Origin of the sequence: Chitinophaga fulva (genome assembly GCF_012927205.1) — a bacterium.
Taxonomy (GTDB): Bacteria; Bacteroidota; Bacteroidia; order Chitinophagales; family Chitinophagaceae; genus Chitinophaga; species Chitinophaga fulva.
The window spans coordinates 2,570,949-2,585,864 of sequence record NZ_JABBGC010000001.1; the positions used below are offsets into that span (position 1 = coordinate 2,570,949).

General features: G+C 49.9%; 12 protein-coding genes. 6 read left to right on the top strand and 6 right to left on the bottom strand.

The window, feature by feature from the left end; all coding sequences use genetic code 11:
- Positions 1-37: 37 nt before the first annotated feature.
- Together HHL17_RS10690 and HHL17_RS10695 are read right to left on the bottom strand one after the other, a co-directional pair.
- Positions 38-328, bottom strand: coding sequence for a hypothetical protein (locus HHL17_RS10690; RefSeq protein WP_169224708.1), 291 nt, complete (start codon positions 326-328; stop codon positions 38-40).
- Positions 315-1,862, bottom strand: coding sequence for a C25 family cysteine peptidase (locus HHL17_RS10695; RefSeq protein ID WP_169224709.1), 1,548 nt, complete (start codon positions 1,860-1,862; stop codon positions 315-317). Before HHL17_RS10695 ends, HHL17_RS10690 begins: the two co-directional genes overlap by 14 nt.
- Positions 1,863-1,998: 136 nt before the next feature.
- Between HHL17_RS10695 and HHL17_RS10700 the strand changes: the two genes are divergently transcribed.
- The 3 genes from HHL17_RS10700 to HHL17_RS10710 all read left to right on the top strand — a co-directional run bounded on the left by HHL17_RS10700 (position 1,999) and on the right by HHL17_RS10710 (position 4,924).
- A complete protein-coding gene (locus tag HHL17_RS10700) occupies positions 1,999-3,234 on the top strand; it encodes a DUF6807 domain-containing protein (protein ID WP_169224710.1) in 1,236 nt (411 codons plus the stop codon).
- Positions 3,235-3,331: 97 nt separating this feature from the next.
- Entirely contained in the window at positions 3,332-3,850 is a 519-nt protein-coding gene (locus HHL17_RS10705; protein ID WP_169224711.1) for a hypothetical protein, read from the top strand.
- Positions 3,851-3,880: 30 nt separating this feature from the next.
- A complete protein-coding gene (locus tag HHL17_RS10710; protein WP_169224712.1) occupies positions 3,881-4,924 on the top strand; it encodes a DUF3137 domain-containing protein in 1,044 nt (347 codons plus the stop codon).
- Positions 4,925-4,929: 5 nt separating this feature from the next.
- On the opposite strand, the gene HHL17_RS10715 is transcribed toward HHL17_RS10710, so the two are convergent.
- The 4 genes from HHL17_RS10715 to tssD are packed head-to-tail and all read right to left on the bottom strand — an operon-like array spanning position 4,930 to position 9,711.
- Entirely contained in the window at positions 4,930-6,336 is a 1,407-nt protein-coding gene (locus HHL17_RS10715; RefSeq protein WP_169224713.1) for a hypothetical protein, read from the bottom strand.
- Positions 6,336-8,147, bottom strand: coding sequence for a type VI secretion system Vgr family protein (locus HHL17_RS10720; RefSeq protein ID WP_169224714.1), 1,812 nt, complete (start codon positions 8,145-8,147; stop codon positions 6,336-6,338). Before HHL17_RS10720 ends, HHL17_RS10715 begins: the two co-directional genes overlap by 1 nt.
- Before the next feature lie 43 nt (positions 8,148-8,190).
- Positions 8,191-9,318 carry a hypothetical protein gene (locus HHL17_RS10725; RefSeq protein WP_169224715.1) on the bottom strand — a complete coding sequence of 376 codons (1,128 nt, stop codon included), beginning with the start codon at positions 9,316-9,318 and terminating at the stop codon, positions 8,191-8,193.
- A 3-nt stretch (positions 9,319-9,321) separates the two neighbouring features.
- On the bottom strand, positions 9,322-9,711 hold the full coding sequence (gene tssD / locus HHL17_RS10730) for a type VI secretion system tube protein TssD (protein WP_169224716.1): 390 nt from the start codon (positions 9,709-9,711) through the stop codon (positions 9,322-9,324).
- Between the two features lie 663 nt (positions 9,712-10,374).
- Here tssD and HHL17_RS10735 point away from each other — a divergent pair.
- The 3 genes from HHL17_RS10735 (at position 10,375) to HHL17_RS10745 (ending at position 14,778) form a co-directional block, all read left to right on the top strand.
- Positions 10,375-12,831 carry an AAA family ATPase gene (locus HHL17_RS10735; RefSeq protein WP_169224717.1) on the top strand — a complete coding sequence of 819 codons (2,457 nt, stop codon included), beginning with the start codon at positions 10,375-10,377 and terminating at the stop codon, positions 12,829-12,831.
- An 80-nt stretch (positions 12,832-12,911) separates the two neighbouring features.
- Positions 12,912-13,358 (top strand): hypothetical protein, encoded by a 447-nt coding sequence (locus tag HHL17_RS10740; protein WP_169224718.1) that lies wholly within the window; start codon positions 12,912-12,914, stop codon positions 13,356-13,358.
- Positions 13,359-13,398: 40 nt separating this feature from the next.
- Entirely contained in the window at positions 13,399-14,778 is a 1,380-nt protein-coding gene (locus HHL17_RS10745) for a DUF5458 family protein (protein ID WP_169224719.1), read from the top strand.
- Positions 14,779-14,916: the final 138 nt, after the last annotated feature.

Genomic DNA, 14,916 nt, shown 5'->3' on the forward strand with positions numbered 1-14,916 from the left:
GCGGGATGGCATCAAATGCCAAAGTAATAAAAAACCGCTAAATAGCAGCATCCGGGTGAGGATCTTCTTCTACTTCTTCTTTCCACGAGCTGGCCAGAAATACATAGTCTACGATATACCCTTCGGCGGTGATGGTTTTCCCGGCGAGTTTCATCAGCGGGTTGTCCATGAAGGGGTTGGCGCCGGCAGGGCGTATCAGATAGTCGCCCTGATCGGTGACGAGGTATACGCCCAGGTGCTCGCTTTTGGAGCGCTGGCCGAAAGTCCGCAATACCAGGCGGCCGGTAAGGAGGATGATATTTCTTTCGTGATAATTATCTGCTGACATATTCACGGTAGCCCAGTATTTGATTGTTTTTTTCTTTTACGACCAGCACTTTGGTGCTGGTGCGCTCACCACTGACTGCTGATTCCGAAAATACATGAAATTTTACAGATGGCATGGACGCGCCTGATGCCGCGTTTGCCGGCAGGCTTTTCCGCTGGCTGATAAATGTTTTGGCAGGCGGGGGCGTGGTGAACTGTTTCTCGCCTAACAGGGAGTGCATGGCCGCTTCCAGTGCGGGATCAGTGGCATGGGTGTCTGTAGTGTGCTCCGGCGTGGACAGGAAATCATCGAGCATTTTGCCACGGGCTTCCAGGTTATCGCGGCGGTTCTGGAGGGTATTTACAAAAGGCTGTGTCACCCCATCGGTGCTGGGGTCTCTGTCATTGATCACCGGTTGCAGCGATGGGTCGCCCAGCAGGTAAAACTGGGCCGCTGTCTTGAGCTCAAAGGGATCGAGGGTGGGGCCCATTTCATGCAGGAAGCGTTGGCGGGCTTCCAGCAAGGCCCTGCCGGTGGAGGCGCCATTGAGCACGTTGATCAGGAAAAACTGTGTCAGCAGGTCGGCCAGTCCCTGGCCGGTAGGCGGTCCGTAGGCGATGTTGGAAGCGCCTACAAAAGCGATGGCGTGATTAAGCAGGTAACTGTTGGCCATGCTCATCAGCTTTGCCGCATTTTTCTGCGGGTCGTATAATTGGCCGCCATAGCAGCATTCGGCCGCTACTATGGTGCCGGTGCTTAGTTTGGCGGTAATGGTGTCAGAGCGCATGGCCAGCGGGAAATCGGTTGATTTCTGGCCGTAATAGCCAGGATTATACACGGCACCATGACAGTTGATGAAATGTGTTTTAGGCATCATCTGGGTGGACCAGTTGGTGCCGTTCAACGCATCTGTGCCCGGGAAAATCAACAGACTGTTTTTGTCGCCAAATATATTTTGCAGGCTGTTTTGCGTTGAGTCCTGCCAATCGAATGTGCTGGCAGCGAAATAGGGCTTGTACACAAGGGCCGGTTGCGACACCGTGTCCAGTATGTCTTTGATGAGCGACCGCAGGTAGGCTGGATCAGCTACCCCCGGGATGTCCGGCACGCGGCCTACCACCCGTGTGGGCGCGATGAATTTGCCAGGGTCGGTATCGTATGGCGCATCACAGGCATAAGGCAGATCGCTGGGGATAAGGCTGTCCGGGTCATTGTCTTTCAACAGGTTCTTTAGCCGTTGAAAGGGGATAATGTCCTGCGCGCCTACCAGCATGATATAACCGGGAGAATAAAACCGGTATAAGTCATCGATCGCCTTTTTATGCTGGGCTTCATCTGTTATGTCAGTCACCGGGGTTGACTGGCAGGCTTGCATCTGGGTGACATCATCCAGAAAAATCAGCTGCGTGGACAACTGCCTGCCGGCATCTGCTGCCTGCAACGATGTAAGGTCGTCCAGTAACGCCTGATGCTGGTCTCCGTACTTCTTTTGTAAGGCCGTTTTATTGGTTATAATGAGTTTCGTTGTCAGCATATGAATCGCGGGGCTTGCCATATATCCTTCATTAAGCGCTAAAAGTATTAAAATAAAAGGATAACCTGCAAGGTTCCGGTAACAATATTAACATACCGCCACGCAAAGTACTTGCATAGTGAAAAAGGAAACCGTATTTTGTTGCAAACGTTTGCAGATGAAAACATATTTCCGGAACTTATGTCTCCTTGGCGGCCTGCTGGCCGGCCATACCGCTACCGCACAGGTCATTGCCCGTTATACCGTGCAGGCAGGTGATATCGCCCGTCACAACAGCATCGTGCACATACGGCTGGAGCACCCGGCAGACACCGAAGACCTGCTGCTGGAAGAAGTGACCGGAAAAAAACGTGTGCCCGTCGCCGTTACCTCGGCGGAAGGAGAGCTCTGGTGGGTACTGGAAGGGCATACGCCCGCAGGCGCCAAAAGATCGTACGAACTGAAAAAAGCCAATCGGAAAACATCTACCCTGCCGGTCATGCAGGTCTCCGATAACCGCAGTGCCCTCATACTGCAAGAGGGCTCACAGAAAATTCTGCAATACAACTATGCTACCATAGAACCGCCTGCCGGCAGCGATACGGTATACCGCCGCAGCGCCTTTATCCATCCGCTGTGGGCGCCCAACGGCGCTGTGCTTACCAATGCCTTCCCCAATTCCGGCCATCGCCATCATATGGGCATCTGGAATCCCTGGACACATACGAGCTTCGAAGGACGGGAGACCGACTTCTGGAACGTACAGAAAAAAGAAGGCAAGGTACGTTTCGTGAAAATGGAATCCGTTACTGACGGTAATGCCTGGTGCGGCTTCAGCGCCCGTCAGGAACATGTGGCGTTCCTGAAAAACGGCACGGAAAAAGTAGCGATCAACGAAACCTGGAAAGTACGGGCTTATCCGGCGACTGACAATAGGAAACGCCGTTTATGGGACATCACTTCGCTGTTCACACCCGCTACCCAAGACGGCATTACCCTGCTGCAATACCGTTATGGAGGCGGTTTCGGACTGCGCACCACGGCTTCATTTACCGCCAGCACCAGCCAGGTGCTTACCTCCGAAGGCAAAACCCGTAAGGACGCTGACAGCACCCGTGCCCGCTGGGTGAAAATAACCGGCACTACGCCACAAGGCAAAGCCGGACTGCTCATCATGAACGCGCCAGCTAACTATGACTCCCCGGAGCCACTTCGCGTATGGCCTGAAAATATGGAAGGTGGTGAACTGATGCTCAACTATTCACCTACTAAAATGAAATCATGGACGCTTACTAACGGAAATGAGTATACGTTGACTTACCGCGTAATGGTGTACGATGGCGACATCACACCGGCAGAGGCGGAAGCTGCCTGGAAGGATTTTGCCTTCCCGCCGGTAGTCCGGAAAGAATAAGGATCTATTTTGTGATGTCATGCTTTTTACTTTACTTCGTCACGGAAAAAGGTTGACCCATCCCTGGATTTCCTGATATTGAAAAACTAGCTACCATATGAAAAGTCTACAGGACCTAAAGGCAACGTTGACGGCCATCCACGAGAAAGATAAAAAGCAGATATTTCAGGCGCTGATCACTGCGGAAATACTGGCATTGCTGCTATTGGCAGTGGTCCTCACTTCCGTTCTCAAAAGTGGTGCGGAGATACCCTTTTTACTGATACTGATTTTTTGCTGCATTGCTATCGGTCCGGTGATCCCCTACGCCATCATGCTGATACAGGCCGACAAGCGCCAGCAAAAAATTGACGAGTTCGTGGAATGCCTGCGGAAAGGAGAAGCTGTCAGCAACCTGAACACCTATACAGACTACAAGCTCATCCTGCCATTGCGCCTCATCCGCGTGCGGCTGTTCCCAATGGAATACGTACAGATCGTGGTAGGCCCCGGGAGGAAGTCCTATAAACTGCCGCTTTCCGAAGAAAATGTACAACCTTTCAGGGCTTTTGTGAGCATGGCCGGAACCAGCACCATTGCCGGCAATAACCCCTCCGCCAACTGGTCCGCCAATTAAACAACCATGCCGTGAGGCTGTTATAACTGTATGAAGACATTAGCCGAATTTAATACGTTTGTAGACCAACAACTGGATGCGCAACTGCAGCAACTGGAAAAACAACGCAAAGCCGGACAGGCCTGGGTACGCCGTATGCGCATCCTTGGTATCATGCCGGTGGTCATCTTTTTTATTTTCCTGATGTGGGTGGTCATCCCCCGGCAGGAGAGCAGTGGTACCAATAGTTTATCTGTTTTCCTGATTTTAGGCGCCGGGATTATTATCACACTGGGACTGAGTTTTGCGCTCCGCCGCTATATGGCCAAACAAAAAGGCATGCAGGAAATGGTGGATTATAAACAGGACTTTAAAAACAAGGTGATACAACCGATCATCCGTTTTATTGATCCTGCTTTCACTTATCAACCGCTGAACCATGCCAGTTATGAAGAATTCACCGAAAGCGGCCTGTTTGCAAACAAGGAATATAATATCACGGGCAATGACCAGGTTTTTGGCAAGACGGGAGACCTGAGCTTTCAATGGTGTGACCTGAAGGTAACGCATATGCCCACTGTTACGCTGCGTGGATTGGGCCCTGACGTGATCTTTGAAGGCACTTATTTTGTGGCGGAGTTCCCCCGTTATTTCAATACGCCGGTATATATCATACCACGTATTACTATGATGCAAAACCTGGCGTCGGCCGCACAGACAGATACTGATTATATTGAAACCTGGAACCTGGGGAAAAAAGTAACGGCGGCAGATGCTGCTTTTAACAAGGTCTTTATGGCATATGCCAAAGATGCGGATGAAGCGCAACAGCTGCTGACAGTACCTTTGCTGGAAAAAATCACCCGTTTGCAGGAACGTTCACAGGCGCCTGTATTTATTTCATTTTACAATAACCGCATCTATATCGGTATCAGTCATGGTGAGGACTACTTTGAGGCAGGATTGGAGGATTCACTGACAGACCGGCGGATGCTGACCAATTTTTACGTAGACTTTGCCGGTCTGCTGGAGATCGTGGACGACCTGCGGCAGAACGGCAATATCTGGACATCCATCGCTTTATCCCGTTCTTAAAAGCCTTATCGTTTTTCTGTTGGAGAGCCGGCTGTTTCTTCGGCTTCTTCTTCCTCTTCTTCTTCGCTTAAGTGTGGTTGCATCAGTGACTTCACTTTGGATTTCTTCAGTTTGTCCACTTCCGCTTTCCATTCCTTGCCAAAAACGCGGCTCATACGGTCGTCAATTTCTTTGACGAGCGAAACCTGTTTGTGCGTATAGGCGTAATCGTAATAATCTGCTGTGAGGAAGCTATAAACAGAAGAAGACAGTTCATCGTCTGTCATAGGAATACCGCATTTATAGGCTTGTTCCAGCAGGGAGTGGTAACGGCTGCTGTCTTTCCGCCGGCTCAGTTCCACCGCCTGGTACCAGGACGTTGCGGCCTGTGACAGGTATTGATGCTGTTCTGCCAACGCTGCCTGTTGCAGGAACCATTCGATGGCGGTAGTGTAATTACGCCGTATCTGGGCGTAAGCGCCCTGGTAGCCGTATGCCTGGATGAGTAGTGACAGGCAGGCGTTGTCTCCCATCTGTATGCCCTGTTTGGCAATACGGGTGGCTTTTTCCAGCAGCAGGGGCAATTGGGGATCACGTTTGAAATTGAATAGCATGCCGGCATAGGAAAGGTGCGCCGTGGCAAAGAGGCCTTTGTTACCGCTGCGTTGCGTGACTTCCAGCATACGCTCTCCCCAGTAATGCAGCCGTTTGATGTCTTTGTCTTTGGCGGCATTACCCATTTCAAACAGGCATTTGCGATAGGCTATTTCCGGATCGTTGGGATTGCCGGCCGTAGCGAGGCGTTGAATTGCATTGGCCAGTTGCAGTGGTACATGAAACGAAATGATTTGTCCGGGAAATGGTCGGTCATTGATCAGCAGATAATCTTTTCCCACATGGTCCACCACCGTTATACGCACGCCCGCCGGAATGCCCAGTTTGAGCAGCCGCGTAAGCCAGCTGGCAAAACTGCGGGTATCACTTACCTGCCATGGAAGCAGTGCCAGCACCAGTGTGGCCGGTTGATGGGGTAACGCCTCGCGGAAAGACCGCAATAGTTGCAGCAGCTGTTTGTCTTGAGGACCAGCAGCTGGCAACTGTCTGAAGGGCGCGGGGTCCCACGTCAGCTTACTGTTTTTGGCTTCCATTTCCTGTAACAGTGTGGCGCTGTTGTCATAGGTAGCCAGCCAGTCCTTGATGATGGCAGCGCTGAAGGTATCTTCACCTTCAAATGATGTCAGGTGTGTAACAAATATTTCTTCCAGTTGGCCGTGAGGAGAGGATTCCAGTTTAAAAAAACCTTCATAGAGCCTTGCTTCTTCCGGTAATATCATGAGGCGTACGAGGCGCAGCGGATCATTGCCGCTGACGGCCTTGCGCCAGTGTGCCTGAATTTTATTAATCTCCAGTGCTATCGGATTGTGTTCGTTCATTAGCAGTTCAGGTTTACCATGCCACCTTTAATGTCTGTTGTGGTACCTCCGTCTACTTTAATGGAGGTGCCTTTGATGGATACTTGTGTATTGCCTTCCGTTTCGTGGTGGAGGGCGCTCATTTTCATATTGGCAAGGCTTTTCAGCTCATGCAATGTGTCGGCGGTGGCCGTTATTTTGTCAGCTCCGCTGGTGATTTTGTTGGATTCATTATCGACCGTGATTTGGGCTGGTCCTTCCCCGATGACCACTTTTTTGGTGCCTTTCAGGTGAATTTCCTTCGACAGGAATTCTATTTGGTTAGGAGCGTCTACCACGATTTTGTCTTCCGTTTTCACAGTGACCAGTGTTTGTGACTTTACGGTAATGTTGCCTGATCCGTCCATGATCATGGTACTGCCGTTTTTATCGGTCACGGTCACGCTGCCGGTATTGTCGTCGAGCTGTATCAGATTGCCACTGCGTGTTTTGATGGCCTTCATATTGTTTTGAGCGTCGCCATAGCCGCTTTTGGACTTGCCGTTGAATTTACTTCCCAGTACGAAAGGCATTTCTGCGTTGCCGCCTTCGAAGCCGATCACGACTTCTTCCCCTACTTCCGGTACAAAGTGAAAGCCGGTGCCGCCGCCGGCAGCCGGTGAAGCCTGGCGTATCCAGGGGCTCATATCATTTTGTTGCTGCCAGAAGAACTGTACTCTTACACGGCCTAGTTTTTCCGGATCGTTGTTATCTTTTACGATGGCGCTTTGCATATCTGCTTTGGGCACCAGGTGGGGATTGCTGTAAGGGGGCACTTTCACATCGGCCGGAATAGCCGTAAAAGAGCAATGATAGTTACCTGGCGTGCTGGCATAGTGCGTAGCGGAGATAACGGTGTAGGCGTTTTGCCCGGAATCGCTGGCGATGCTGATTTGCTGGCCGGGCATTACCGGCAGTTCGCTGATGCCGCTTACGCGAACAAATGCAGCAGCGTTGACTTTGTTCTGTACTTCCTTTACCTGTTTCAGTTCGTCCTGTGTATAACCGTGATGCACAAACGTTTGTTTCTGGGAAGAAGAGCTGTACAGGTCATCTGATGCCGCAGATGACAGGTGCATCAATGGGTGGGAGCCGGCTTCCGCCTTTTGCGATTTCTCGCTCAGGGGAGAGGCTTTCATCATATCATATGAAACATAATTGATCCGCTGCGGTGTTACGGCAGCAACGGTTTTTAGCTGATGGAGCGTAACGTTTTTGGTGAGTTTTACTTCGTCTTTCTGGGTATCGCCGATGACGAGGGCGCTGCCGTCGTAGTACATCCATTCGCCGTAGCGGGCGGATATGCGTGCCAGGAATTCGAAGTCCGTTTCGTTATATTGTACACAATAAGGGAGGGTGCCTTTATGTGCCGGTACCACCTGTGTTTTCAACAGGCCGGAGCCTGCGTCCTGCAGAGCGCCTTGCATCACCTGTTGCAGGGATTTCTGGTAGAAAGAGGTGCTTTGCGGAACATCGTCCAGCAGGATAGTGGGGCTAACACCTGAAACCTGGAAGCCGATAGCTGCGCCATCTTCCTCTATCACGGCCATGCTGGTGATGAGGCCTTTAAAGCGGAAATCATCGAAGTTGATGGAAATACCTTTACCGATATATTTTTCAATGATTCCCTGCTGATAGGAGAGGTTGCTGCTCAGGCTGCCGGGGCGCCATAGAAAGCTGAAATAGTGGTGGCTGCCGATAGCCTGTTCCAGTGTCACATTTTTAAACTCTACCGGTCCGGCATAGCCTTCAATGCCTATTGTTGACTTGTTCAGAAATTTATCGTCACCCATAGTATTCAGGTTTAATAATTTTTGTCAATGAATGAATGTGTAGTCAATCTTTCGGGTTGACCTTGATCACGCCTATTTTTTGAAAATCGATATCACCGCCTTTGACATCTTCTACATGCATGTAGATAAAATATTTATAAGGCTGCCCGGAAGCATCCCTGGGGTTAGGGTCAAAGTGGCTGGTATAATTGTGTGTCAGTGATCCCGGAACGGTTTTGTTGCGCCAGGATTGCTGATAGGCGTCTTCTGTTAGATAGAGGCCTACGAACTGGGTGCCCCAGTGTCTGTTATAGGCGTCAAGCATTCTGGTGAGGGGGCCGTATCCGCCACCTTGTTCAGGTGTTGCCTGTTGTGCCATGTTGATGTTTTCCAGGTCCGCCTCTTTGAATTTATCGTTGGCCATGATGTCCAGCAATTGCGTGGCGCCGGGTACATAGTCGATGCCCGGGAAATTGCCTTCACCTGCTTTTTTAGTGCTCAGGTCGGCCATGATTTCGCCGGGATTTCCTGCCAACACGCCTTTTACTAGGTCTCTTTCTTTGAAGAGCCCTTTGTAGATGTCATGTACGCCGCTGAAGTGTTTGATTTGTGTTCTGAATTTCATGAGGTTAACACCACCTGGCGCTTTGGCGAAAGCTTTTATTTTATCTTGTATGGCATCCTTTGCTTTGTCTTTCAGGAACCCGGCATCGCGGTTGATCTGTCCGTCCACGTCAGGGCCTGTACGAAGCCGGTAACGGGAAAGGCTGTCCGTTGCAGGGGCCGCCTGTGTTTTGGCCTCTGCCACGGTTGGCCACATAAAGGTGACCATTCTGCCATACTGGATATCAAGTATGAAGGTGCCTACTTCCTGCACATATACGCCCAGTAGGTTGTTTTGCAGCTGGCAGTAGATGTGGGAGGCCGGTATGAGTGTTTTGGTGAGCCCTGTGTTATGTAATACCACCGGCAGATGATAGGTCATAGCGGTTAGTCCCTGGTTGAGCTGCTGTTGCTCCGCTTTGTCAAGCGCTATGTCTGTATTGACATTTGTCAGAAAGCTTTCGTTGTACCATTTTTGGTGGTCACGTTCTTCCAGGTGTTTGCTCATATGAATATCCGCCAGGGTACGTTGCAGTGCCAGCAGGATAAAGCGGGCCACTACTTTGATGTTTTCGGGGATATGCTCCATGGCTTAGTCCTCCCATTTTCTTTTATAAGCAACGTTACCAATTTTAAGTTCTCTTGCAGAGATCACGATATGGGTGATCATGGGGCTGTTGCCTGAGTGGTGATAACTTTCATGGAACTGTACACAGATGCCTTCGGTGAATTCCACGGTGCGGAGGCTGGAGTCATGATCGCGGCGTTTGAAAATGATGGTGCCATCGCGTTTTTCCTCCGGGGAGATCATCCATTGCACCAGGTCGGTGTCGCGGGCTGATTCCAATACAAGGGAGATGGTCCCGCCGCGGGGCATGGTACTGGGCTTGCCGATGGCGTCAGTACCCTGGGAGAAACCATAATTACATTCCAGCACATTGGCTGACTTTCCACCTATAATCAGTTCTGCCTTAAAAGACATAAAAAAAGTATTTTTTTAGTGTTAACAATCCGGTTGTCCGGTGGCTATGCGCAGATAGACACAGGCATAACGGGTGATATACGAAATTTATATGGTTGTTGTGTTCCTCTTGTTGGAATGGGTGAATGATATCTTATGAAAGTTAATGGTGACGCATGTTTCCGGGCAAAAGGTCGTTCTCACGGGTCTCTTGTTCATGGATGTTCAAAGGTTTTTTCTCTTCAATAAAGGTTAATACGAAAGTAATTATTCTCGTCCATAAATGGTGTGCGTATGTTGATTTATTTTCGATCATGAATAATAACCTGTCCTATTTAATAGGTAGACATCCTTTCGAAGTTTGGATACTTTTTTTGTCGAATAAAAAATTTATGTATTAATTTTATATTTAAAATAATTTTTGATTTTAATGAGATAAGATAGCAGTAGATCGTTTGGAATGTATACTGGTATTGTATTTTTGAAGACTTTAAAATCGTATACAGATACAGGTTACCCCAATAATAAATATTTATGAAAAAAATAATGTTAGCCTCCGGTAAGAATTTCTTGCAGATTGAATTTTATGTAAATGTTTTCGCAGTATCTTTACCCAACTGCTTTTGTTAAGCAGCTGCGTTGTTGTAAATGTTAACTTGATTAGAAAAACCTTGAATCACCCAAATGACCCTTTCAACATTGACCATATTCAGCGTTGAACTGCAATCTGCTATCAGGATTGCCCAGGCAATTGCAAAAGATCATCATCATGTGCAGTATACCCCTGCTCACCTGCTCCGTGCAGCCATGCATAAGGAGGTGGGACTGGCGCCCCTGTTGCATCAGATAAACATAGACGTATATTATCTGGAAGAGTGGGCCGAAGTAAGACTGGACGAGTTGCCCCGTACATCCCGCACCGTAGACGAAGTAGAACCTGATGATGCCGCTGCTACCGTATTGCAGGAAGCCATCAGTATAGCCCAGGAAGCCGATAAACCGGAAACAGATGTCTGGAGCCTGCTGATTGCGTTATGTACCCCCGGCGTGGGCTTTTCCTACGAACAATTAAAATCGTTCCCCTTTACCCGTGACCAACTCATGGCTGCCAGCGAACAGGGCCGCAGTAAGCCGGAAAACACGCCTAACGGCAAAACTACTGCAGCGGCCATTAAACCGGCATCGCTGAAGTATGTGTACCGGATGACAGACCCGCAGCTGTTGCAGACCTATCACCCGGTCATCGGAAGAGATGGTGATATACGGGCGCTTTCGGAGGTGCTTACCCGTAAAGACCGCGCCAGTGTACTGGTGATCGGTGAAGGCGGCGTAGGTAAAACCGCACTGGTGGAAGGACTGGCCCGCGCTATCGCGCAAAAGCAGGTCCCGCTGCAGTTGCAGCAATCCGATATATACGCCCTCGACTATGGCGCCTTTATCGCCGGGGCTGCCTATAAAAACGAACTGGAAGACAGACTGCTTCAGATCATCCAGCAGCTCAAACAAACGGGCAGGCATATACTCTTTATAGACAATCTCCATACACTTCTCGATAAACAATCCGGTGGCGGCATGGCCAACGTCATCAAAGCCGCACTTGGAAAAGGAGAGATCATCCTCATCGGCACCACCACCCCGGAAGGCTTCCGCAAACTCATTGAGCCGGACGCTATCCTGCGGCATCGTTTTGAAACCATCACCCTGGGCGAGCCCGATGAAACACAGGCCGTCCGTATGATGAGCGCCGTAGTGCCGGTGTATGAAAGCTTTTATCAGCTGCAGGTACCGCAGGACGCCACCCGTGAGGCTATCCGCCTCTCGCGCCGCTACCTGAAGGAACGTTGCCTGCCGGACAGCGCTATCAACCTGCTGGACCGTACCATGGCCGCTATCCGCACCATGCAGGACACCGGCGCGCCACTGCTGTTATCCCTGCGGGAAGAGCTGGAAACGCTGCGTGGTAAGGATAACTTACAAAGTGAAGACCTGCATTGGTTTTACCGGCAACTGACTGACAGGCTGGGCGCACTGCTGACTGGTAAATTGCAGGTGGAAACTGAACTGAATAAAATAACGGATACCACCGTACTGCTGGACGCCTTGCAACAACTGCTGGACCAGCTGGCCGGCGTGGTATCGGTGCAACATAAGACCGTAACGCCTGTTGACCTGGCTACCATGATAGCCGGTATGACAGGGGTGCCGCTGGGCAAAATCCAGTCACAGGAAAGAGAACGCCTGGTGGCGATGGACCTGCACCTGCGCAAAAGGGTAGTAGGACAGGACCATGCACTGAAAGCCGTATCTGACGCCATCCTGGAGTCACGGTCCGGCCTCAGCAGGCCCGGGCAGCCGATCGGTTCTTTCTTCCTCCTCGGACCTACCGGTACCGGTAAAACGGAGCTGGCGAAATCTCTGGCAGATTTCTTGTTCCAGGACGAACGCTGCATGATCCGCTTCGATATGTCTGAGTTTAAGGAAGAACATGCAGCAGCCCTGTTGTATGGCGCACCGCCGGGATATGTGGGATATGAAGAAGGCGGCCTGCTGGTCAACAAAATACGGCAACAACCCTACGCAGTAGTATTATTCGATGAGATAGAAAAAGCCCATCCATCTGTATTTGATATCTTTTTACAGATCATGGACGAAGGCAAATTACACGACAGACTGGGAAAAACCGGAGACTTCTCCAACGCGCTGGTGCTCTTTACCTCCAATATCGGTAGCGACGCCATCGCCGCTTCTTTTGAACAGGGAGTGATCCCGCCGTCACAGCAACTGATGGAACTGATGACCCGCCATTTCAGGCCGGAGTTCCTCGGAAGGCTCACGGAGATCGTTCCCTTCGGACCTATCCGGCAGGAAAATGTAGAGAAGATATTTGATATCCATCTGCAACACCTGCTGCAACTGCTGGAACAGCAACAGATCACGCTGACGGTTACACCGGCAGCCCGGCAACACCTCGCTATGATGGGCTATTCGCCCCGTTATGGCGCCCGCCCGCTGCGGGAAGTGATCCGTGGCCAGCTCCGCAAACCATTGTCACGCATGATCATCGACGGCAGCCTTAGCAAGGATATGTCTGTAACGCTCGACCTGAAAGAAGATAAACTGGATTGGTCTATCAACAAGTAAAAAACCTCAAACAATAAAAAGGGACAGGGAGCCTATCCCCAGGCCCTTTACTAATTTGGAAAATCTCAAAATGTTTTGTTATGAATGACAACTACGGAATTGGTGGCACAGAAGTCAAACTGGACGCCAATGAAGCCATTGCGGAAATATCGCATAACCGTACATTGTTTGCTGAAAAACTCACGCAGCAAGCACCTGTAAAGCCTGAAATCGTGGAAGGGCTTACTTCCGTGGAAGCCGTTTTTGAACACTTCAAGCCCAGCCTCAACGTAAGCTTTCATGATGCTGATGGCCGTCCGGTGCCGGAAAAACTGCAGTTCCACCACCTTGGCGATTTTGGTGTGAAAGGTATCACTGAACAAAGCGCTTTCCTCAATGACCTTGCCACAGAGAAGGAGCAATACATGAAAATCATGAAAAACCTGAAGACCAACAAGATACTTAAACAGGCACTCGCAGACCCGGAGGCAAGACAGGCCATGCTGAACGCTATACGCAGCATGCTGAAAGACCTGAACACAAAATAGTTAAACGGTTCCTCTATCCCGGAACATAATATCATTTCTTATGGCAGAATTACAGAAAAACGAGGAGCTGCAAGACCAGCAAAATGCGGGACAACAACCGTCAGCCAAACCAGAAGTTAACCTCGCCCAAAATATTGAGAGCCTGGTCAAATACGGTGGCTTCGATCTCATCGAAGCTGCAGTGGAAGGCGCCCAGAACCTCAATCCCGACCGCAAAGCACGCCGTAATATCTTCCTCACGGAAGCAGGAAAAAAATCGGAAAGGGATAAACTCAGGAAAACACTGTCCCTCTGGGAAAAAGTGCTCTCCGAAGCAACAGAACTGCCGGAAATGGTAGACTTCTGTAACGAACACGCCGCCGAAGCAGGACAAGTGCTGAATAAAAACCTCGGTGAAGCAGTAGAAGGCACCCGCGAACTGGAACAGGCTTATCGTAACGTAGCCCTGTTCTTCAAAAATACAGAGTCCGACAAAGTGAAGAATATCTCTTTCATGAATGTGGAACTCGAACAACTGAAAGACCTCGATAACACCCGCTTTATCGACGCTATCCGTGAAGAACTGGTGGCCAATTACGACCGCCTCGATCTGCGCGATAACTACAGCCTGCTGGTAATTCCGGGTTATCTCGGGTCCAACAAGGTGCTGGAGAAATGGGCCAAAATTGCACATGAAAACAAAGCCATGCTGGTGACAGACTTCGCTCACCTCGACGCTCCGGACGATGTGATGGAAATGTTTGAACTGGCTAACCTCACCGGCGGCGAAATACACCGCTCCAATGTGATCATGTCCTGCAACTGGCTCGTTGGCCGCGGCAAATTCGATGAAGTTGGAGAGGACGACAACCTCTATGTGCCACCTTCCGGTGCACTGGCAGGCAAAATCTACAAAACACTCATGTCCCAGGTAACGGCCGGTAAAAAATTCGGCGGCATGAACGAAGTAGATGGCGTACGCTTTGAACTGAAGAAAAGCGAAATTGCCAGCCTCGAAAAAATGGGCCTTGTACCGATGGTGAAAGAATACGGCAAAGTAATGGCCTTCAGTGCTAAAACACTGTTCAACGGGGATAACCTCGGTCTGCAAACATACTCCGTAGTACGTGTGTTCGACTTCGTGACCAAAGTACTGATGGACTTCCTGAACCGCCGTGCTTTTGAAAACTTCAACGCCAATACCCGTAAAGACCTCATGAAGCAAATCATCCGCTTCCTCGATGGTATTACCGGTCCGGATAAACTGATCGAAGATTTCAACATACGTCGTTTTGAACAGGACCCTGTCCAGAAAGACCGTATCCACCTGGATATTCACCTGAAGCCTTACTTCCCTGCCAAGAACTTCCTGATCAAAATGGAAGGCCAGAAAGGAGACGATGCGGCTGAGTGGGATACTACTTATGAACAGGATAAATAAACAGGTAGTCAAACTGATTACATGCTGGCAGTGATCATCGTTGAACAACCGGCAACACCTTGTACAACGTTGATCATTGCAGCACGACATAATTTTTATTATGGTTGTTTTTCAGGTAGATAAAACAACCTGAGAGCC